General features: G+C 64.1%; 18 protein-coding genes and 1 pseudogene. 6 read left to right on the top strand and 13 right to left on the bottom strand.

All coding sequences use genetic code 11. From position 1 onward, the window contains the following. Positions 1-90: 90 nt before the first annotated feature. Together IVB24_RS27475 and IVB24_RS27470 are read right to left on the bottom strand one after the other, a co-directional pair. Complete coding sequence (locus IVB24_RS27475; RefSeq protein WP_247769674.1) at positions 91-720, bottom strand: glutathione binding-like protein; 630 nt, start codon at positions 718-720, stop codon at positions 91-93. A gap of 11 nt (positions 721-731) precedes the next feature. Then, complete coding sequence (locus IVB24_RS27470) at positions 732-1,325, bottom strand: cysteine hydrolase family protein (RefSeq protein ID WP_247769673.1); 594 nt, start codon at positions 1,323-1,325, stop codon at positions 732-734. Positions 1,326-1,454: 129 nt separating this feature from the next. Here IVB24_RS27470 and IVB24_RS27465 point away from each other — a divergent pair, with 129 nt between their 5' ends. Continuing rightward, positions 1,455-2,294 carry a LysR family transcriptional regulator gene (locus IVB24_RS27465; RefSeq protein WP_247769672.1) on the top strand — a complete coding sequence of 280 codons (840 nt, stop codon included), beginning with the start codon at positions 1,455-1,457 and terminating at the stop codon, positions 2,292-2,294. Between the two features lie 126 nt (positions 2,295-2,420). After that, positions 2,421-3,170, top strand: coding sequence for a signal peptidase I (gene lepB / locus IVB24_RS27460; RefSeq protein ID WP_247769671.1), 750 nt, complete (start codon positions 2,421-2,423; stop codon positions 3,168-3,170). 64 nt (positions 3,171-3,234) lie between these two features. Here the strand turns inward: lepB and IVB24_RS27455 are convergent. From IVB24_RS27455 to IVB24_RS27445, 3 genes and pseudogenes are all read right to left on the bottom strand, one after another. After that, a pseudogene (locus IVB24_RS27455) lies at positions 3,235-3,411 on the bottom strand (GIY-YIG nuclease family protein); the annotation flags it as partial. Between the two features lie 116 nt (positions 3,412-3,527). Beyond that, a complete protein-coding gene (gene groL / locus IVB24_RS27450; protein ID WP_140480352.1) occupies positions 3,528-5,168 on the bottom strand; it encodes a chaperonin GroEL in 1,641 nt (546 codons plus the stop codon). Positions 5,169-5,211: 43 nt separating this feature from the next. After that, positions 5,212-5,526: a co-chaperone GroES gene (locus IVB24_RS27445; RefSeq protein WP_008139213.1), complete on the bottom strand. Its 315-nt coding sequence runs from the start codon at positions 5,524-5,526 to the stop codon at positions 5,212-5,214. A 376-nt stretch (positions 5,527-5,902) separates the two neighbouring features. On the opposite strand from IVB24_RS27445, the gene IVB24_RS27440 reads away from it, so the two are divergent. Further along, the gene (locus IVB24_RS27440) at positions 5,903-6,190 is read left to right on the top strand and encodes an usg protein (RefSeq protein WP_247769670.1); all 288 of its coding nucleotides are present in this window, start codon (positions 5,903-5,905) and stop codon (positions 6,188-6,190) included. A gap of 8 nt (positions 6,191-6,198) precedes the next feature. Here the strand turns inward: IVB24_RS27440 and IVB24_RS27435 are convergent, their stop codons facing one another. Further along, a complete protein-coding gene (locus tag IVB24_RS27435; protein WP_247769669.1) occupies positions 6,199-8,328 on the bottom strand; it encodes a tetratricopeptide repeat protein in 2,130 nt (709 codons plus the stop codon). A 220-nt stretch (positions 8,329-8,548) separates the two neighbouring features. Here IVB24_RS27435 and IVB24_RS27430 point away from each other — a divergent pair, with 220 nt between their 5' ends. Both IVB24_RS27430 and IVB24_RS27425 read left to right on the top strand, forming a co-directional pair. Further along, positions 8,549-9,076, top strand: coding sequence for a cupin domain-containing protein (locus IVB24_RS27430; RefSeq protein WP_247769668.1), 528 nt, complete (start codon positions 8,549-8,551; stop codon positions 9,074-9,076). Between the two features lie 290 nt (positions 9,077-9,366). Then, on the top strand, positions 9,367-10,584 hold the full coding sequence (locus IVB24_RS27425) for a rhomboid family intramembrane serine protease (protein WP_247769667.1): 1,218 nt from the start codon (positions 9,367-9,369) through the stop codon (positions 10,582-10,584). Positions 10,585-10,687: 103 nt separating this feature from the next. Here IVB24_RS27425 and IVB24_RS27420 read toward each other — a convergent pair whose 3' ends face one another. After that, positions 10,688-11,956: a nucleoside transporter C-terminal domain-containing protein gene (locus IVB24_RS27420; protein WP_247769666.1), complete on the bottom strand. Its 1,269-nt coding sequence runs from the start codon at positions 11,954-11,956 to the stop codon at positions 10,688-10,690. A 153-nt stretch (positions 11,957-12,109) separates the two neighbouring features. Here IVB24_RS27420 and IVB24_RS27415 point away from each other — a divergent pair, with 153 nt between their 5' ends. Then, entirely contained in the window at positions 12,110-13,348 is a 1,239-nt protein-coding gene (locus IVB24_RS27415) for an MFS transporter (RefSeq protein ID WP_247769665.1), read from the top strand. Between the two features lie 242 nt (positions 13,349-13,590). Here the strand turns inward: IVB24_RS27415 and IVB24_RS27410 are convergent, their stop codons facing one another. From IVB24_RS27410 to IVB24_RS27385, 6 genes are all read right to left on the bottom strand, one after another. Next, positions 13,591-14,349: an SDR family oxidoreductase gene (locus tag IVB24_RS27410; RefSeq protein WP_094972169.1), complete on the bottom strand. Its 759-nt coding sequence runs from the start codon at positions 14,347-14,349 to the stop codon at positions 13,591-13,593. Between the two features lie 24 nt (positions 14,350-14,373). Next, positions 14,374-15,132 (bottom strand): proteasome-type protease, encoded by a 759-nt coding sequence (locus IVB24_RS27405; RefSeq protein WP_094972168.1) that lies wholly within the window; start codon positions 15,130-15,132, stop codon positions 14,374-14,376. 129 nt (positions 15,133-15,261) lie between these two features. Beyond that, positions 15,262-15,669 (bottom strand): carboxymuconolactone decarboxylase family protein, encoded by a 408-nt coding sequence (locus IVB24_RS27400; protein ID WP_140480344.1) that lies wholly within the window; start codon positions 15,667-15,669, stop codon positions 15,262-15,264. A 71-nt stretch (positions 15,670-15,740) separates the two neighbouring features. After that, entirely contained in the window at positions 15,741-16,589 is an 849-nt protein-coding gene (locus tag IVB24_RS27395; RefSeq protein ID WP_140480343.1) for a transglutaminase family protein, read from the bottom strand. Positions 16,590-16,758: 169 nt separating this feature from the next. After that, positions 16,759-17,703, bottom strand: a complete 945-nt coding sequence (locus IVB24_RS27390; protein ID WP_247769664.1) for an alpha-E domain-containing protein — start codon at positions 17,701-17,703, stop codon at positions 16,759-16,761. A gap of 4 nt (positions 17,704-17,707) precedes the next feature. Next, positions 17,708-19,126 carry a circularly permuted type 2 ATP-grasp protein gene (locus tag IVB24_RS27385; RefSeq protein WP_094972164.1) on the bottom strand — a complete coding sequence of 473 codons (1,419 nt, stop codon included), beginning with the start codon at positions 19,124-19,126 and terminating at the stop codon, positions 17,708-17,710. Positions 19,127-19,289: the final 163 nt, after the last annotated feature.

The following is a 19,289-nucleotide window of genomic DNA, read 5'->3' as shown; positions in this document are numbered from 1 at the left end:
TGAAAAATATCCCGTCAGATTAGCGCATGCCGCGCCGACTTCAATGCCCTCGCGATCGCGCCTCTAAATTTGGCAGCCGTGGCATCCTTGTCACGCCGCGAGGGTTTTGCGCAGCGCCATCTCCGTTGCGACCGCCTTCCGCACGGCCGGCCGCGCCTGCATGCGCGCGAGATAGGCCGACAGAGACGGCCATTGCGCGATGTCGACGCCCGCGGGACGGAGCAGCAGCAAGGCCCAGGTGAGATGCGCATCCGCGACGGTAAAGCTGTCAACGACCAGGAATTCGCGCTCCGCCAGATGCGCTGCCGGCACCGCCAAGGTCTGTGTGATCCTCGCACGCGGCTTGGCGAGCGAGCCGTCGTCCTTGTACCAGAAGGTCGGAAACAGGAACGCCTTGTGGATCTCGGCGCCGACGAAGCTCAGCCATTCCTGCAAGCGATAGCGATCGGGATCGCCGAACGCCGGCGCAAGGCCCGTCTTCGGCTTCACATCTGCGATGTATTGCAGCACCGCCGCGCTCTCGGTCAGCCGTTCGCCCTTCTCCAGCGCCAGAACCGGCACCGCGCCCTTCGGCGACACGCCGCGGAAATCGCTTCCGTCGTCCACGATCCTTTTGGTCCAGATATGGGCGAGGTGATACTGCGCCTCGATACCGGCCTCCATCAGCGCGATGCGGCTCGAGAGCGAGCAGGCCATCGGAAAGAAATAGAGTTGCAGCATCCTATGCTCCGTCAGGCCAGCGCTTCGCCTTGCGCAATGATCGCGAAGCGATCCGACAGCTCCGCCAGTGCGACCTCGTGGATCGTCCGGGCATCCAGCGTGCCGCCGCGGCCATCCGGCAGGTCGCGGGTCGCACAGGCATCGGCCGCGATCGTCGTGCGCAGGCCGAGGTCGAGCGCGGCACGGGCGGTCGAGGAGATGCACATGTGGGTCATGAAGCCGGCGAGTACGATGTTCTTGCATCCGGCCGCGGCAAGCCGGGCTTGCAGATCGGTGCCGGCAAAGGCGTTCGGCAGCGCTTTTTCGATTATGGGCTCGCCTGCGAGCGGCGTCAGGCGATCGACGATCGCGCCGCGCGCGGCCTCGCGGTCGAACAGGCCACCGGCGCGGCCCTTGTGCGCGACATGGATGATCGCAGCGCCGCTCTCCCGGGCCCGCGCGAGCAGGCGCGCCGCCGCGGCGATCGCGGGCTGCGCATCGGGCAGGGCCAGCGGGCCGGCGCAATATTCGTTCTGAAGGTCGATCAGCACGAGGCAGGCCTCGTTGAGCTTCGGCGGATTGAGATCGGCGCCGGAGAGTTCGAGCAGGGTCTTGGGAGCGATCATGTTTGTCAGGCCTTCCAGGCATATCGATGACACGACACTAGCGCAGCAAGGGCCTGCCATTGTGCAGGACTAATGCAGCTTGTGGCTGCAGAATTGCAGGGGACAGCAAGCCCTGCTAGGCTCGCCGCCATGAACTGGGACGATCTGCGCATCATCGCTGCCGTGAGGGACGAGGGCACCTATGCCGGCGCCAGCGCGCGGCTGCGCATCGACGAGACCACGGTCGGCCGCCGCCTCGCGCGCATCCAGCGCGATCTCGGCGTACCGCTGTTCGATGCCGTGGATGGCCAGCGGCGGCCGACGCGCCATTGTGAGGCGGTGCTCGAGCATGTCGGCGCGATGGCCGCCCATGTCGCGGCGATCGACCGCATCAAGGAGAGCCAGTCCGGCCCGGTCGGCCGCCTGCGCATCGCCTCGACCAATGCGGTGGCTGAAGAGCTGCTGGCGCCGCACGCGAGCAGCTTCCTGCGCGATCATCCCGGCGTGACCCTGCAATTCCTGACCTCCAGCGGCAACGTCAAATTCTCGCGCTGGCAGGCCGACCTCGCCATTCGCCTGCGCAAGCCGGAGAAGGGCGACTTCACCATCTCCAAGCTCGGCGATGTCAGGCTGTATTTCTTCGAGCCCGCCGACCGCATCGGCAGCGAGCCGGTCGCGTGCGTGTATCCGGACGAGCTCGACACGATTCCGGAGCAGCAATTCCTGCGGGCAAAGCGGCTGACCAACGTGCGCTGCGTCACCGACAATGTCCGCATCATCAGGACCATGATCCAGTCGCACCAGGTCGTCGGCGCGCTGCCCGAGCACAGCTGCGAAGGCCTGCTCGCCGACCGCAGCCTGCGCGCGACGCTGCTGCCGAGGCGCCGCGACGTCTGGCTCTTGGTGCAGAACCACCTCAAGCGCGATCCCGCGACACGCGTGACGATCGACTGGGTGAGGCACTGCTTCAAGGAGCTTTCGCACGGCTGACGTTTGCCGACGTTCGGGCCTTCGCATTGAACGCAGTCTGCGCGACCTGCGACCAAGATCAGAGCGGAGATTGCACGCGCGCGAAGGTTGTGTAATCTCGCGACAGGTCTCGATCAGGGCAAGTGCATGACCACTCTTTCGCAAACGATCCGGCCGTCGAGGGCGCAAGCGCGGGAATGGAAGGCGATTCTCATCCTGATCCTGCTGGTCCCGGTGCTGTGGTCGCCGCTGATCCTGTTTCGCTTCGTCCTGTATCAGCCGTTCAGCATACCCTCCAATTCGATGGTGCCGACGCTGATGGTCGGCGACTATGTCTTCGCCGCGAAATATGCCTATGGCTACGGCCGGTATTCCGTCCCGTTCGCGTCGTCCTGGATCTCGAGCCGCGTCTTTGCTGCCGATCCGGAATACGGTGACATCGTCGTGTTCCGGACGGCGAAAGACAATTCGTCCGACTACGTCAAGCGCGTGGTCGGCCTGCCCGGCGACCGCATCCAGATGCGGCAGGGCCAGCTCTTGCTCAACGACAAGCCGGTGACGCGGGTTGCACTGAACGAGACGCTTGCCGGTTCTGCCTGCGGTGTGGACGACGGCGCGACGGTCAAGCGCTGGCGCGAGACGCTGCCGAACGGTGCGAGCTACGTGACGCACGACTGCGTCGACAACGGTTACCTCGACAATACCAATGTCTTCACGGTGCCGCCGGGCCACTTCTTCGTGCTCGGCGACAACCGCGACAATTCCACCGACAGCCGCATGATGTCGGCGTTCGGTTTCGTGCCGATGGACCACCTCGTCGGCAAGGTGACGCGCATCTTCTGGTCACTCGATGAAGACGGCGAGCCGCGCTTCGAGCGGATGGGGAAGGTGGAGTGAAGGCCACCGTCATTCCGGGGCGCGCCCCTTTTGGGCGCGAGCCCGGAATCCATAACCACAGGCCTTAGTTGGCTATCCCAGGATAGAGATCATCCCAATCTGGGTTCTGCTCCTCGATGAGCCGCGTCTTCCAGTCGCGGCGCCACTTCTTGAGTTCTTTCTCGCGGGCGATGGCGGTAACTGCATCGTCGTAGATCTCGAACAAGACGAGCTTCTCGACGCCGTACTTCGTCGTGAATCCGCGCTTTGCGCCGCCCCGGAATGACGAACTTGCCACCATCTTAGCGTGTACCGCCCCTCAAACAAAAACCCCGGCATCGCTGCCGGGGTTTCGTAGGTCTCGAGGGTGCGTGGACCTTAGAAGTCCATGCCGCCCATGCCCCCGCCGGGGGGCATCGCCGGGCCGGAGCCGCCCTTCTTGGGCAGCTCGGCGACCATGGCTTCCGTGGTGATCAGCAGGGCCGCAACCGAGGCTGCGTTCTGGATCGCTGCGCGAACCACCTTGGTCGGGTCGATGATGCCCTTCTTGACCAGATCGCCGTATTCGCCGGTCTGGGAGTCGAAGCCGTAGGCGTAGGTCTTGTTCTCGAGGACCTTGCCGACGATCACGGAGCCGTCTTCACCGGCGTTGATCGCGATCTGGCGAGCGGGCGCGGAGAGCGCCTTGCGCACGATCTCGACGCCGGTCTTCTGGTCGTCGTTCTTGGTGCGCAGGCCCTTGAGCTGCTCGGAAGCACGGAGCAGGGCGACGCCGCCGCCCGGGACGATACCTTCTTCGACAGCCGCGCGGGTCGCATGCATCGCGTCATCAACGCGATCCTTGCGCTCCTTGACCTCGACCTCGGTCGCGCCGCCGACGCGGATCACCGCGACGCCGCCAGCGAGCTTGGCAAGACGCTCCTGGAGCTTCTCACGGTCGTAGTCCGAGGTGGTTTCCTCGATCTGCGCCTTGATTTGGGCCACGCGCGCCTCGATGTCGGCCTTCTTGCCGGCGCCGTTGACGATCGTGGTGTTCTCCTTGTCGATCATCACCTTCTTGGCGCGACCGAGCATGTTGAGCGTGACGTTCTCGAGCTTGATGCCGAGATCTTCCGAGATCGCCTGGCCGCCGGTCAGGATCGCGATGTCCTGCAGCATGGCCTTGCGGCGATCGCCGAAGCCCGGAGCCTTGACGGCCGCGACCTTCAGGCCGCCACGGAGGCGGTTCACGACGAGCGTGGCGAGAGCTTCGCCTTCGACGTCCTCGGCGACGATGACCAGCGGCTTGCCGGTCTGCACCACGGCCTCGAGCAGCGGGAGCAACTCGTTCAGCGAGGAGAGCTTCTTCTCGTTGATGAGGATGTAGGCGTCGTCCATCTCAACGCGCATCTTGTCGGCGTTGGTGACGAAGTAGGGCGAGATGTAGCCGCGGTCGAACTGCATGCCCTCGACGACGTCGAGCTCGGTCTCGAGCGACTTGGCTTCCTCGACGGTGATGACACCCTCGTTGCCGACCTTCTTCATGGCGTCGGCGAGGAACTTGCCGATCTCCGCGTCACCGTTGGCCGAGATGGTGCCGACCTGGGCGATCTCGTCGTTCGAGGTAACCTTCTTGGAGTTCTTGACGAGGTCCGCAACGACGGCTTCCACCGCCATATCGATACCGCGCTTAAGGTCCATCGGGTTCATGCCGGCGGCAACCGACTTGGCGCCTTCGCGCACGATCGCCTGCGCCAGCACGGTCGCGGTGGTGGTGCCGTCGCCGGCCGCGTCAGCGGACTTGGAGGCGACTTCGCGCACCATCTGCGCGCCCATGTTCTCGAACTTGTCGTCGAGCTCGATCTCCTTGGCGACGGTGACGCCGTCCTTGGTGATGCGGGGAGCGCCGAACGACTTGTCGAGGACGACATTGCGGCCCTTCGGGCCGAGCGTCACCTTGACGGCGTTGGCGAGGATGTCGACGCCACGCAGCATCTTGTCGCGTGCATCGACGCCGAATTTGACTTCTTTAGCTGCCATCTGGATTTTTCCTTAGGTGTTTGGCTGGGTGAGAGAGGGGCTCTTAGGCCGCCTTCTTCTTGGAAGCGGGGACGTCGAGGACGCCCATGATGTCGCTTTCCTTCATGATCAGCAGGTCGACATTGTCGATCTTGACCTCGGTGCCGGACCACTTGCCGAACAGCACGCGGTCGCCGACCTTGAGGTCGATCGGGATCAGCTTGCCGGCTTCGTCACGGCCACCAGGGCCGACGGCGACGACTTCGCCCTGCGAAGGCTTTTCCTTGGCAGTGTCGGGAATGATGATGCCGCCAGCGGTCTTCTCTTCTGCGTCGATGCGCTTGACCACGACGCGGTCGTGAAGCGGACGGAATTTCATGCAGTCCTCCTAAGCAATTGCTCGGGTTGATGTTTCTGGATTGTTAGCAATCCCTGCTAGCGAGTGCCAGCAAGGCACTGCTCAGATAAGCCAGGATTTTTGCGGGAGCAAGGGCTTGTAGCAGATAAATAAGCACTCGAGAGAGCAGGCTGCCAAATCCCTTAGGCATCGTTAACCGAGCTTTGTGACCGTATTAGCACGGTCCCGCATCTGCTGCTAACGCATTGAATTTCAACAGCTTGTTAAACTTTTGGGCTTGAGATGGGTTGTCAGTTTGCGTCACATTTCTCTCATGTGAGCGCATCTCCTCCGGGTGACTCGTAAGCAGCGTACCGGCAAGCCACCCTTTGAATGCGCTCCTGCAAAGGAGGTTGGCATGGTCTCGCGGGTTGGGGTTGTTTCCGACGACTTCCGGAAACAGGTGCTGGGTTACGGGCTGACGACGGCGCAAATTCTCTATCGAATGCCGGATCATCCCTCGCTGCTTCAGACCTACGTCTGGCAAAACTACGACATGTTTCCGAAATTCCCGGCCCTGAAGGATTTTCTGGCCTTCTGGCAGGAGAAGCTCGACGGTCCACTCCATTCAGTCACCGTCGCGCACTCCAAGCTGATCAGGCCGGCCGAGTTGCGCGCGGTGGATGGCGTGTTCCGGCTGCATTGAGACAGCGATCAGGCTCCGGCGCCGCAATAGCGTCTCCACATCGCGCGATAGGCGTCGTCGACCGCTCGCCCGTATGAGACCGGGTTGCTGGCGGCTGCGGTCCGGATCTTGTCGGGCAATTCGCGGCGCAACCGATCGAGCTCGCTGATCGCAGAACCTCGGCTGGTTGCGATCTCGATGTACGCCTCACGGCTGTCCGTGACCCAGTCCGGCAGGCCAAGCGCCGTGAGAATGGAGCCAGCAGCACGGCTGGGCAGGCTGTTGCCGAGCTTCGCCACCACCGGTACGCCCATCTGCAAGGCTTCCCATGTGCTGACACCGCCATTCTGCGGGAAGGGGTCGAGGCAGATGTCGACGCGATTGAACGATGCCAGATGGTCGCTTCGCAAGGTCGCGCCGAGCAGATCGACGCGTTCGGCCGGCAATCCGCAAGCCTCGAACCGCGCCAGCAAGTTCTCGCGGACCAGCTGGTCGTCCAGCGCAACATCCTTCACCAGCAGTCGCGAACCCGGCACCCGCTCGAGAATCCTGGACCAGACTTGCGCGGCCTCGTCCGAAATCTTGCTGATGCGGTTGAAGACGCCGAAGGTGACGAAGCCGTTCGAGATCGCCGGCGTTGGCGCCCGCGGAATCTCGGTCGGCAGCGACGCCAGCGTGACGAAGCACGGCAGGTCGACCACGGTCTCGGCAAACAGATGCCGAACCTCGAAGGGAATCGCGACCGGGTCCGAGATCAGGTAATCGATCGTCGGCAGCCCGGTGCCGGTGCCGTGACCCCAGCCATGTACCTGGATGGGTGCCGGCTTGCGCGCAAACACGCCGAGACGGTTCCCTCTGGTATGGCCGGACAGATCGATCAGGATGTCGATGCCGTCGGCGCGGATCTCGGCGGCGAGTCGATCTTCGGTCCATTGCGAGGCGTCGCGCCAGCGATCCGCGATCCCCTGAAATTCGCTGGTCGTCGCATCCACTTTCGACGAACAAGCGTAGCACACGACCTCGAACTGCGTGCGGTCGTGGTGTTGAAGGACCGGCTTGAAAATCAACGCAGCCGAATGCGCGTTGAAATCCGACGAGACATAGCCGAGCACCAGGCGGCGATCCGGATCGCGGCTGTTGTCATGCGGTGCCATCGCCTCTGAAGCGATTTTCGCGCCGACACGCTCCCACCACACCCGGCGCGCCTGCTGATGCCGTTCGACGGTGGCATCCCCCGCAAAATCGAGCGTGAAGATCTTGTTGGAGATCGCGCTCTGGAGGTCGGGCTGGATGTCGAGGGCTCTGTCGAAACTGGCGAGGGCTTCGTCGACCCGGCCAAGTCCGGCAAGGCAAAGGCCCAGCACCAGGTGAGCTTGAATGGAATCGGGATCAATCGCGAGCGCCTGCTCGCAATCGTGCGATGCCTGGGCAATCTGCTGGATCTGGAGCAGGACACTGGCCCGGGCGAGCCAGCCATTCGCGTCATCGGGAGCGAGCGTGATGGCCTGGTTGCCGTCTGCCAGCGCTTCGTCAAATCGCTGAAGCTCCCGTAGAGCAGTGGCACGGTTCGCCAGCGCCGCGGCATAGTCGGGCTTGATCGACAACGCGCGGTTCAAGCTTGCGAGGGCCTCGTCATAGTTGCGCTGACGGCACAGCGCCCAACCCCGGCCGTTGTGGGCTTCGGCAAGGTTTGCGTTCAGTGCGATCGCCTTGTCGTAGCTGTGGAGCGCCTCCTCGTGAAGATCGAGGGCCACGCTCGCGTTACCGAGATTGGAGAGGGTTGCGGCGTGGTTGGGCCGCAAGGCGAGGGCCTTTCGATAGCTCGCGCAGGCCTCGTCGTGCCGCCGCAGCCCGTTGAGCGCGATGCCCAGGCTCATATGAGCATCGGCAGATCGCGGATCCGCGGCGACCGCTCGGCTCAGCAGGATTTCGGCTTGCTGATAATTCTTTGCATCGGACTCCAGAGCGCCGAGCATGTGCAGCGCCATGAATTGGTTGGGCGCGAGCTGCAGGATTTGGCGATAGGCAGCCCGGGCCTCGGGGAGAAGCCCCATCTTGTGGAGCTGGAGCGCGTGCCCGAGCAGCGGCAGCACTTCGGCTTTTTGCCGTTTCTGAAGCCGGGCATTTTGAAATGCACGCTGACCTACGCTGTTGCCCATGAATTCATTCCCCCAGAATCTCCCTTCGAGATTAATTCAGCGGGAAAACGAATACGAGACGATGGCCGCGCGCCACGACAGCTTCGGACAAGCTACGACCGATTGGGTCATCGTGCTGCCGGACCTGCACCCCGGCAATTGCCGCCTGATCCGGGACTGGATAGTCTGCCCTCGGGTTGTGCCTGTCCGGCGGGCCCGGCTCAGATCAGGGAGGCAGACAATGGCCAAGCAAAAGACATCAAGACCCGCCACGAAGACCGCGGCGAAGAAGCGGAGCGGCGTCAAGGCGGCAGCGCGATCCCCGGCACGCAAGGCGGTGAAGGCGAAGGTTCGCGCTGCCGAGCCGAAGAAGCCCGCACGCCCCAGGCAGCGCATCGCGATCAGCCATCACCGCGAGGAGGACTTCAAGGCCGATGGCCTGCGCGCTTACGCGAAATACCGCGACCTCGGCATCGCCGACGCCAGCCGCGGCCTCGCGCAAGCCCACGTGATCCGTCTGCAAGGTCCTTGCGATCCGGCCGAGGTCTCGAAGCTGCACCTCCACCACGTCGATTTCCAGATGGTCTACGTGCTCAAGGGCTGGGTGAAGACCTACATGGACGGGCAGGGCGAGACCTTGATGAAGGAGGGCAGCGCCTGGACCCAGCCGCCGAAGATCAAGCACATGATCCTGGATTATTCCGACGACGTCGAACTGCTGGAGGTGATCCTGCCGGCGGAATTCAAGACGGTGGAGTTGAAGGCGTAGGCTCTCTCCTTCATGTCATGACGGTTCGTTCGCCCGAATGGAGCGAAGCGGAATCCGATGCCGCTGCCTGCAACGACGCAGGCTTTCCGGATTTGCGCTGCGCTCCATCTGGGCTCCGGGGCTGCCCGTCAGCCTTCGGCAATGTGCCGTCACGATCGCTAAAAAGCCCCCAATCTGAGCAACTGGAAAATTACCAGTCGGATGACTTCTGCTGCCTCGCCGACGCGTGCTAACCAGTCGAAAATACCTCTCCGGTCAACTCCAAGCTGTGAAAATGCGAGAATGCTTTCATGGCGACCAACACTTTTGGCCGACGTGGCGTCACGGCGCCGCCCTCAAGAGCGTCGATTCAACCCGTCGTCGCGCCGATCGCTCCGGAGATCGTGCGTGACCCCGCTCGGCCCTTTCCCAGTGAGGGGACGCTTTTCGGCGATAACAAGCTTCTGGCCGATATCCCTTTTCTCACCATTGGCCTGATTTTCGGCCTGCTCCTGATCTTCGCCCTGCAACGCAGTCTGGCCATCGACATTGCGCGGGACGGCGACCTTGATGTCCGCTCGCTGATTGCTCAAGGCGCCTCCGGTTATGATCTCGTCGTCGGACGAGGAGAGTGGTGGAGGATTGGCCTTGCGCCGCTGCTGCACGGCAGCGGGTGGCACCTCGTCAGCAACTGCGTTGGGTTGTTCATCGTCGGCGTCAGGTTGGAGTCTCTGATCGGCCGTGGCTGGTTTGCGCTGATCTTCGTCGCCAGTGCAGTGGCGGGTGAGGTCGGCTCTCTGTTGGGCAATGGCCCCGGCACGGTGGGCGTCGGCGCGTCCGGCGCCATTACCGGGCTCATCGCCGCACTGTTCGTCGCGAGCTTCGATCCCGAAGCGGATGCCGATCAAACCATATCGCGATTGAAGACGTCGCTCTTCTTCGGTGTGCCCGCATTGCTGCCGTTGGCCTTCGGTGCCTCGGGCAATGTCAACTATTATGCCCATGCGGGCGGTGCGGTGGCCGGCGCCGCGCTTGCGATCACGCCGTGGCTCGCCTTTTGGTCCTATGACAGCCTGCCGCGGAGCGCCAGCATGACGTTGCTTGCAGCCTCCCTCGGATCTCTGATCTGCGCCGGCTTCGCCGCCGTCCATTATGCGTCCTACATGGCCGATGCCGTGCATTATATCCGTGCGTCCGAAGTGCCGGCGAAGGCTGACGAGATGGTTAGGCGGTCGTTCGATCTCGTCACCCGCTACCCACGAGATGCGCGGGCCCACGTGTTCCGTTCAGTCTTCTTCCTGGAACAAGCGAACCTCAGTGCCGCCGAGACGGAGGCGCGAACCGCCCTGTCGCTCGCTGCTTCGGATGTGGCGGGTGCGCCGGTGCGCTCCGGGGCGCAGGGCTTGATGGCGGTGTTACTGTGGGCGCAGGGACGAACGAGCGAGGCGAAGGCCATGGCGGTCGAGCCCTGCCGTGCCAAGCTGGCTGAGGTGCGCCGCATCTTGCAGAAGTCGAAATTGTGCAGTTGACGGAATGACCGGTTCGTCGCCCGGATGAGCGCAGCAACATCCGGGAAAGTCTCTGCGCGGCGAAGCTGATCCCGGATATCGCTGCGCTCATTTGGCTACGGCATCAAGCCAATACCCCCACCACCGCGCCCATCAAGCACGTCGTCAGTGTCCCCGACACGATCGACTTCAACCCGAGCGCGTTGATCTCCTCGCGCCGCTCCGGCGCCATCACGCCCAGGCCGCCGATCATGATGCCGAGGCTCGCGAAGTTGGCGAAGCCGCACATGGCGTAGAGCATGATCAGGCGCGAGCGCGGGTCGAGCGTATCAGGCGGCAGCTTCGAGAAGTCGACATAGGCGATCAATTCGTTGAGCACCGTCTTGGTGCCCATCAGGCTGCCGGCGGTGATCGCCTGATCCCACGGCAGTCCCATCAGCCAGCACACCGGCGCCATCACGAGGCCAAGCAGGCGCTGCAGCGAGATCGCGGCGCCGCCGACATTCGGCAGCATGCCGAGCATGGCGTTGACGAGATAGACCAGGGCCACCAACACCAAGAGCATCGCGACGATGTTGATGAGCAGCTCGATCCCTGCGCCGGTGCCCTTCACGATCGCGTCCATCGTGCTGGAGACCTCCATCTCGGGATCGCTAGCGACCCGGGGATCCTCCAGCTTGCCGCCGGTGCGCCTGTCGGAGGTTTCGGGCACCATGATCAGGCTGACGAGGATCGCGGCCGGCGCGCCCAGCACGGAGGCGATGACGAAATGCGCGGCCGCATCGGGAATGAGGGGCGCAAGCAGCGTCGCATAGAGCACCAGCACGGTGCCGGCGATGCCCGCCATGCCGCCGGTCATCACCAGGAACAACTCGCTGCGGGTCATCTGCTTCAGATACGGCCGCACGAACAGCGGGGCCTCGACCATGCCGAGAAAGATGTTGGCGGCGGTCGAGAGGCCAACCGCGCCGCCGACGCCGAGCGTTCGCTCCAGCAGCCAGGCCATGCCGCGGACGACGGGCGGCAGCACGCGCCAATAGAACAGCAGCGTCGTCAGCACGCTCATCACCAGCACGATCGGCAGCGCCTGGAACGCCAGGATGAAATCGGCGCCCGGCACCTTGACGTCGAAGGGCAGGGTGCCGCCGCCGACATAGCCGAACACGAAAGCGGAGCCGGCGCGCGAGGCTGCGGAAATCGCACCGACAGCCTCGTTGATGGCGCCGAAGGCGTGCGCCACGACCGGCAGCTTGAGGAGCACGATCGCGGTGACGAAGGTGGCGACGAGGCCGATGGCCGCCTGTCGCAGCGACACGGCGCGCCGGTTCTCCGCAAGCGTGAAGGTGATCAACAGCAATGCGAAAACGCCGAGTGCCGATTGCAAACGCAGCATGATGTCCCCAAACCCTCAATGATTATGGCCGCGCCTGCGCTGCAAAGGCAATGCCGGGAATGGTGTTGGCCGCCCCGCTGTTGACAAGCCGGTCTGCGTCAGCCACGCGGAAGACATCCAGGGGAGCGACGGTCAGGGGTGACCCAACAGGCGATGCCAGAGCAGCCAGCAGCCGTGAATCCGCCGGTGACCGCCGGCCAACTCCTGACCCACCGCGCCTTCCTGTTCTTCCTGCTCTCGCGCAGCCTGTCGCGCTTTTCCAGCCAGATCGCGGCGGTCGCGATCGGCTGGCAGATCTATGATCTCACCGGTTCGGCCTTCGATCTCGGCATGGTCGGCCTCGTGCAGTTCCTGCCCACCGCGCTGCTGGTGTTCGTCGCCGGCCACGCCGCCGACCGCTATGAGCGCAAGCGCGTTGTCCAGCTCTGCCAGCTCGTTGAGGCCGCCACCGCGGCCTATCTCGCAATCATCACCTATCTCGGCGCGGTCGGCGAGGTGCAGATCTTCATCGCGACCTTCGTGCTCGGCATTGCCGGCGCGTTCGAGAGCCCGACCACGGCGGCGCTGCTGCCGCTGATCGCGCCGCAAGGGTCGCTGCAGCGCGCCACCGCCGTCTCCAGCGGCGCGGCGCAGGTCGCGACCATCACGGGGCCCGCCCTCGGCGGCTTTGCCTATGCGGTCGCTCCGCATCTGGCCTATGCCATGATGGTGTTGTTCTGGATTTTTGGAATGATCCTGACCGGTTTCATCCGGCCGCGCCCGCAAGCCGTCGCGAAGGAGGGAACGGACTCGGACAACATCTTCGCCGGGGTCCGCTTCATCCGCAGCAACCCGGCGATCCTCGGCACCATCTCGCTGGACCTGTTTGCGGTGCTGTTCGGCGGCGTCACCGCGCTGCTGCCGATCTATGCGCGCGACATCCTGCAGACCGGCCCGGTCGGGCTCGGCGTGCTGCGTGCCGCGCCCGCAGTCGGCGCGCTGCTGATGACCATGGTGCTGGCGCGTCACGCCATCTCCAGACATGTCGGCTTGCGCATGTTCCAGGCCGTGATCGTGTTCGGTTTCGCCACCATCGTGTTCGCGCTGTCCTCCTGGACGTGGCTGTCGGTGCTGTCGCTCGCCGTGCTCGGCGCCGCCGATACGATCAGCGTCGTGATCCGCTTCTCGCTGGTGCAGCTGTCCACGCCCGACGAGATGCGCGGCCGGGTCGGCGCGGTGAATTTCCTCTTCATCAACGCCTCGAACCAGCTCGGCCAATTCGAGAGCGGGGTTGCCGCCGCGCTGCTCGGCGCCATGCCGGCCGCCGTGCTCGGCGGCGTCGCCACCGTTGCGGTGGCGCTCTTGTGGATGAAGCTGTTTCCGAGCCTGCGGAAAGTGGAGAGTTTGGAGTAGGGGAGGCATCGTGTCCCGGACAAGCCGCAACGCATTAGCGTTGCGGCGCAGAGCCGGGACCCAGAAGTCCAGCAACGAGATCGCGCGGGCGTAGGCCCCGGCTCAGCAGCGCGTCATTGCATGCCACGCTGCGTCCGGGGCACGAGACGAACGACCTGGATGCCCCCCGAAAGCTTCTGACAAAGCACAGAGGAATCAATGAGATCCCTACTGTGCATGGGGTTGTTTTCGCAATTTTTGCTTTAGCCCCGCCCGACGAACGGCATCTTGGTCGCCATCACCGTCATCGTCAGCACGTTGGCGTCGAGCGGCAGGCCGGCCATGTAGGCGACCGCATCGCCGACCGCCTTGGCGTCCATGCGCGGTTCGTGCTTGGTGGTGCCGTCCGGCTGCAGCACGCCGGGGCCGTTGACCATGCGGTCGGTCATCGGGGTCGCGGCATTGCCGATGTCGACCTGGCCGACCGCGATGTCGTACATGCGACCGTCGAGATTGCTGGCCTTGGTCAGGCCGGTGATGGCGTGCTTGGTCGAGGTGTAGGCCGCCGAGAACGGGCGCGGCGCGTGCGCCGAGATCGAGCCGTTGTTGATGATGCGGCCGCCGCGCGGGCTCTGCTCCTTCATGATGCGGAAGGCGTGCTGAGTGCACAGGAACGGGCCGGTGAGGTTGGTGTTCACCACGGCCTGCCATTGCTCGAGGCCAAGGTCTTCGAACGGCACGGCCGGCGCGCCCATGCCGGCATTGTTGAAGAGCACGTCGAGGCGGCCATAGGTGGCCTTCACCTTGTCGAACAGTGCGGCGATCTGGTCCGGCTTGGTCATGTCGGCGGTGACGCACAGGCTTTTGCCGGCGGGTCCGAGCTTTGCGGTCTCCTCGAGCATGTCGAGCCGGCGACCGACCAGCACCACGGTGAAGCCGGTGTTCATCAAGGCCAGCGACGCGGCGCGCCCGACGCCGGTGCCGGCGCCCGTCACCAGGGCGATCTTCTTTGCTTCACTCATCGTTTCCTGCCTTTTCTTCAGTTGTCAGGTTTTCGGTTCTTTTTCGTTCTTGTAGGGCGGCCGCGGAATGTTCTGATGCGCCGCGCGCAGCGCCGCCGACCAGCGCGAGCGCAGATCGTGGAAATAGGGCTCGCCGGCCTCGATGCGGTGGTTGAGATCGGCATCGCAGGCGTCGGCGCGCACCACCAGCACGTCGATCGGAAGGCCGACGCCGAGATTGGAGCGCATGGTCGAGTCCATCGAGATCAGGCCGGTCTTCAGCGCCTCGTAAAGCTCGACGTCGTAATGCATGGCGCGGTCGAGCACCGGCTTGCCGTATTTGTGCTCGCCGATCTGCAAGTAGGGCGTATCGGTTGTGCACTCGATGAAGTTGCCGGCGGTGTAGACCATGAACAGGCGCATCCGGGAGCCCTTGATCTGGCCGCCGAACAGGAAGGAGACGTCGAAGGAGACGTCCTCGGATTTCAGCGCCGGGCCTTCGGTCGCATGCACCGCACGGATCGCCCGGCCGATGCGCTGGGCGGCCTGAAACATGGTCGGCGCGTTCATCAGCGTCTCGATCTCGCCCGTGTCGGGGTCTTCCAGGCCTTCGGTCAGCGTCGAGAGCACCGACTGGCTGATGGCGAGGTTGCCGGCACTGGCGATCGCCATGATGCGCTCGCCGGGCTTTGAGAAGATGTGCAGCTTGCGGAAGGTCGAGACGTTGTCGAGGCCGGCATTGGTGCGGGTATCGGCGATCATCACCAGACCGTCCCGAACCAGGATTCCGCAACAATAGGTCATTTCCAGTCCCCGAACGCGTTTGCGCGGAATTACTAGCCAATTTCGGGGAGGCATGAAACCCCCGATTCCGGCCGTCATTCCGGGGCGCGACGAAGTCGCGAGCCCGGAATGACGGCGTGAGACAGCAGCCTACTCGGCCGCGTCGACCAGAAACGCGTCGTCGACCGGCACGCCGAGCGCCGTGACCAGCCGGTTGGTCTCCGCGGCCATGCCGACGATGGCGAGCATCTCGGCATATTCGGCCTCGGTCATGCCCTTGGCCCGTGCGCCGGCGGTGTGGGAATGAATGCAGTAGCTGCAGCCATGTGCGATCGAAACCGCGACATAGAGCATTTCCTTGACCTTGGGATCGAGCGCGCCGGGGGCCATCACCTCCTTGATGCTCTCCCACGTCCTCCGCAGCGTCTTCGGATCATGCGCCAGCGCGCGCCAGAAATTGTTGACGAAATCCGACTTCCGCACCTTGCGGATATCGTCGAAGACGGCGCGCGCTTCAGGAGAGAGTTCATCGTCCGAAAGCAGCTTGACGGTTGCCATGGGGTACCTCGCAGGGGAGCAGATCTGATCCCCGCGAGTGTAGCACGGCCCGGGCGTTCGGATGGCTGCGCCTAGCTCTGTCGCTGAGATTGCGATTGCGACGGCCCGCCGCGGCTGGCGTGCTCGACCTTCACGGCCACGGTCAGAGTCTCCGCGCCGCCGCCATAGCGGGTGCCACGCACCGGGGCTGCGCCAAGATAGTCGAGCCCGATCGCGACGCGGACATGGGCATCGGTGGCGCAGATGGAGTTGGCGGGATCGAAGCCGACCCAGCCGAGATCGGGCACATAGGCTTCGGCCCAGGCATGGCCGGCGTCCTGATGCACCGTGCCGTCCGAGCGCAGGAAGTGGCCGGAGACGAAGCGCGCCGGCACGCCGCTGGTGCGGGCGCAGGCGATGAAAATGTGCGCATAGTCCTGGCAGACGCCGCGCTTGAGCGTGAACGCCTCGGCGGCCGACGTGCCGCTGTTGGTCGGGTCCTCGTCGAAGGTCATGTGATCGCCGATCTCCGTCATCAGCGTGTGCAGGAAGCCGAGCGTGTCGCTCTCGGCCTCGCTGCGCAACTGGCGCGCGACCGCCATCATCGCCGGATTGGCCGAGGTGAGGTCGGTGATGCGCAAGAACATGCCCGCCGGGAAGCGCTCGTCGGTGCCGCGCAGCACGCCGCCGGTATCGTGGGTTTCGATCAGGCCCTCGGCGGTGATCTTGATGTCGCCGACGGGCCCGCAGGACAGCACATGGGTGACGTTGCCGAACGCGTCCTCGTGGGCATCGAGCCTGGTGTCGGTGGAGACGTCGATCTGCCATTCCGCAACATATTGCCCGTCATGGCTGCACGGGGTCATGCGCAGGATCTGGATCACGCTGGTGGCCGGCGGCTCGTAGCGATAGGTCGTCGTGTGCAGGATTCGCAGGCGCATGGTGGACCGTGAAGTTAGTGGTTAGCCTGACTGCTTACCGTGAAGAAGCTCGTCATGCCCGGGCTTGTCCCAGGCATCCACGATCTTCTTCGGCGCGCGAAGGCAAGAACGTGGATGGCCGGGACAAGCCCGGCCATGACGATATCCCGTTTTCGTCAGCCGGGGGACATCAGATCAGATACTGCTTCGTGATGATTTCGCCCAGCCTGGAATTGTCTGTGATGAATTCCTGAATGAATTCATGCACGCCATGCTGGAAAATGTCGTTCATATTGCTGTGTTCGAGCCGGTTGCGGATGCCGCGGGCGTGGCGCTGGGCCGGGCCCTGGCGGCCATAGGCGACGCCGATCTGGTCGAGATTGCGCACGAGATTGTCGTAGCAGCTCGCCAGCGAGCGCGGCAGCGTGCCGTTGAGGATGAGCAAATCCGCGACCAGCCACGGTTTGAGCGTTTCCCGATAGACCCAGTGATAGGCCGTCAGCGCCGACACCGAGCGCAGGATCGAGCTCCACTGATAGAAATCCAGCGGGCCGCCGACGTGTTCCTCTTCCGGCAGCAGCACGTGATACTTCACGTCGAGAATGCGTGCGGTGTTGTCGGCGCGCTCCAGATGCAGGCCGAGCCGGGAGAACCAGTAGGCGTCGTTGCGGAGCATGGTCCGGTACGCCGAGCCGTCGAAGCGCAGCGAGGTCTCCTGCACGAAGCGCAGGAACTTTGCCAGTTCCTCGCGCGTCGAGGTGCCCTTGCTCCAGACCGCCTGAAGCTCGATCCACGCCGAGTTGATCGTGTCCCACATCTCGCCGGTCAGCGCGGTGCGCACCGAGCGCGAGTTCAGCCGCGCCGCCTCGATGCAATTCCGGATCGAGGACGGATTGTCCACGGAGAACGAGAGGTAGTCGACCACGTTGTGCTCGTTGGCTTCCTCGTAGGTCTGATAGAAGCTGGCGGCGACGCCGGCGGTGAGCAGCGCCGAGTCCCATTCATTGGTCTTGCCGATATAGGCGGCCGGCAAGGCCGTGACGCGCAGCGTCGCATCGATGGTGCGCGCGAGATATTCCGCCCGTTCGACGTAGCGGGCGAGCCAGTAGAGGTTTTCGGCGGTACGCGACAGCATCTCTCTACTCGTCCAAAATCCAGGTGTCCTTGGTGCCGCCGCCCTGGCTCGAATTCACCACCAGGGAGCCTTCCTTCAGCGCGACGCGTGTCAGCCCGCCCGGCACGATCGTGGTGCTCTTGCTGCCGGTGAGCACGAACGGCCGCAAATCCACGTGGCGCGGCGCGAGGCCGGAGGCCGTGCAGGTCGGGCAGGTCGAGAGCGCCAGCGTCGGCTGGGCGATGAAGCCTTCAGGCTCGCGCTTGAGCTTCTCGCGGAACGCTTCGATCGTTGCCTTGGTCGCGGCGGGCCCGATCAGCATGCCGTAGCCGCCGGAGCCGTGCACCTCCTTGACGACGAGTTCGCTCAAATGATCCAGCACATAGGCGAGGTCCTTCGGCTCGCGGCAGCGCCATGTCTGCACGTTCTTCAGGATCGGCTCCTCGCCGAGATAGAATTTCACGATGTCGGGCATGTAGGAGTAGATCGCCTTGTCGTCGGCGATGCCGGTACCGACGGCGTTGGCGAGCGTGATGTTCCCGGCCGCATAGGCCGACATCAGCCCGGGCACCCCGAGCGCGGAATCGGGGCGAAAGGTGAGGGGATCGAGGAAGTCGTCGTCGACGCGGCGATAGATCACGTCGACCCGCTTCACGCCCTCGGTCGTCCGCATGAACACTTCGTTGTTCTTGACGATGAGGTCGCGGCCCTCGACCAACTCGATGCCGAGCTTGTCGGCGAGGAAGGAGTGCTCGTAATAGGCCGAGTTGTAGACGCCGGGGGTGAGCAGGGCGACGGTCGGCTCGCCCGAGGCGCTTAGCGGGGCGACGGAGCGGAGCGCCGAGAGCAGCTCGTCCGGATAGCGCTCGACCGGCGCCACCCTGTGGCGGGCGAACAGATCCGGAAACAACCGCATCATGATCTCGCGGTTCTCGAGCATGTAGGACACGCCTGACGGCGTTCGCGCATTGTCTTCCAGCACGAGGAAGTCGTTGGCGTCGACCCGGACGATGTCGATGCCGGCGATGTGCACGTAGATGTCGTGCGGCACCTGCTGGCCGTTCATCTCGGGCCGGAACACCGGGTTCTGGAAGATCAGATCTTCGGGCACGATCCCGGCGCGGAGGATGTCGCGGCCATGATAGACGTCGCGCAGGAACATGTTCAGCGCCTTCACGCGCTGCTTCAGCCCCTTTTCCAGCACCCCCCATTCCTTGCCGGACATGATCCGCGGGATCACGTCGAACGGGATCAGGCGCTCGGTCGATTCGGAATCGCCATAGACCGCAAAGGTAATGCCGATGCGGCGGAACAGGAGCTCGGCTTCCTGGCGGCGATATTCGAGCGCCTCGGGAGGCGTCTCCTTGAGCCAGCGTGCCAGCTCCTGATAGGCGGGGCGAAGGTCCCCACCGGGAATATTCATTTCGTCAAACGCGACTGCCATAGATCCCGACGTGTCTCCCTGGCCATGCGGCAAGAGTGCATGACTTTGAGGAGGTAGCAAGGGGCGGGCCAGCGCGATAAGCATGGAGAGAGGGCATTTGCCGGGGATGCTTGGCGGCCTGCCTGAAAAAATGGCTGAGGACTGCTTATTTCGGCAGCAAAAC

Source organism: Bradyrhizobium sp. 192, from assembly GCF_023100965.1.
Lineage (GTDB): Bacteria > Pseudomonadota > Alphaproteobacteria > Rhizobiales > Xanthobacteraceae > Bradyrhizobium > Bradyrhizobium symbiodeficiens.
Note: the sequence above shows the minus strand (reverse complement) of the source record. Positions and strands in the feature narration are given on the sequence as shown.

Excerpts from the sequence above, each read along its gene's own strand:
- IVB24_RS27475 (WP_247769674.1), bottom strand. The coding sequence starts at position 720 with ATGCTGCAACTCTATTTCTTTCCGATGGCCTGCTCGCTCTCGAGCCGC.
- IVB24_RS27470 (WP_247769673.1), bottom strand. The coding sequence starts at position 1,325 with ATGATCGCTCCCAAGACCCTGCTCGAACTCTCCGGCGCCGATCTCAAT.
- IVB24_RS27465 (WP_247769672.1), top strand. The coding sequence starts at position 1,455 with ATGAACTGGGACGATCTGCGCATCATCGCTGCCGTGAGGGACGAGGGC.
- lepB (WP_247769671.1), top strand. The coding sequence starts at position 2,421 with ATGACCACTCTTTCGCAAACGATCCGGCCGTCGAGGGCGCAAGCGCGG.
- groL (WP_140480352.1), bottom strand. The coding sequence starts at position 5,168 with ATGGCAGCTAAAGAAGTCAAATTCGGCGTCGATGCACGCGACAAGATG.
- IVB24_RS27445 (WP_008139213.1), bottom strand. The coding sequence starts at position 5,526 with ATGAAATTCCGTCCGCTTCACGACCGCGTCGTGGTCAAGCGCATCGAC.
- IVB24_RS27440 (WP_247769670.1), top strand. The coding sequence starts at position 5,903 with ATGGTCTCGCGGGTTGGGGTTGTTTCCGACGACTTCCGGAAACAGGTG.
- IVB24_RS27435 (WP_247769669.1), bottom strand. The coding sequence starts at position 8,328 with ATGGGCAACAGCGTAGGTCAGCGTGCATTTCAAAATGCCCGGCTTCAG.
- IVB24_RS27430 (WP_247769668.1), top strand. The coding sequence starts at position 8,549 with ATGGCCAAGCAAAAGACATCAAGACCCGCCACGAAGACCGCGGCGAAG.
- IVB24_RS27425 (WP_247769667.1), top strand. The coding sequence starts at position 9,367 with ATGGCGACCAACACTTTTGGCCGACGTGGCGTCACGGCGCCGCCCTCA.
- IVB24_RS27420 (WP_247769666.1), bottom strand. The coding sequence starts at position 11,956 with ATGCTGCGTTTGCAATCGGCACTCGGCGTTTTCGCATTGCTGTTGATC.
- IVB24_RS27415 (WP_247769665.1), top strand. The coding sequence starts at position 12,110 with ATGCCAGAGCAGCCAGCAGCCGTGAATCCGCCGGTGACCGCCGGCCAA.
- IVB24_RS27410 (WP_094972169.1), bottom strand. The coding sequence starts at position 14,349 with ATGAGTGAAGCAAAGAAGATCGCCCTGGTGACGGGCGCCGGCACCGGC.
- IVB24_RS27405 (WP_094972168.1), bottom strand. The coding sequence starts at position 15,132 with ATGACCTATTGTTGCGGAATCCTGGTTCGGGACGGTCTGGTGATGATC.
- IVB24_RS27400 (WP_140480344.1), bottom strand. The coding sequence starts at position 15,669 with ATGGCAACCGTCAAGCTGCTTTCGGACGATGAACTCTCTCCTGAAGCG.
- IVB24_RS27395 (WP_140480343.1), bottom strand. The coding sequence starts at position 16,589 with ATGCGCCTGCGAATCCTGCACACGACGACCTATCGCTACGAGCCGCCG.
- IVB24_RS27390 (WP_247769664.1), bottom strand. The coding sequence starts at position 17,703 with ATGCTGTCGCGTACCGCCGAAAACCTCTACTGGCTCGCCCGCTACGTC.
- IVB24_RS27385 (WP_094972164.1), bottom strand. The coding sequence starts at position 19,126 with ATGGCAGTCGCGTTTGACGAAATGAATATTCCCGGTGGGGACCTTCGC.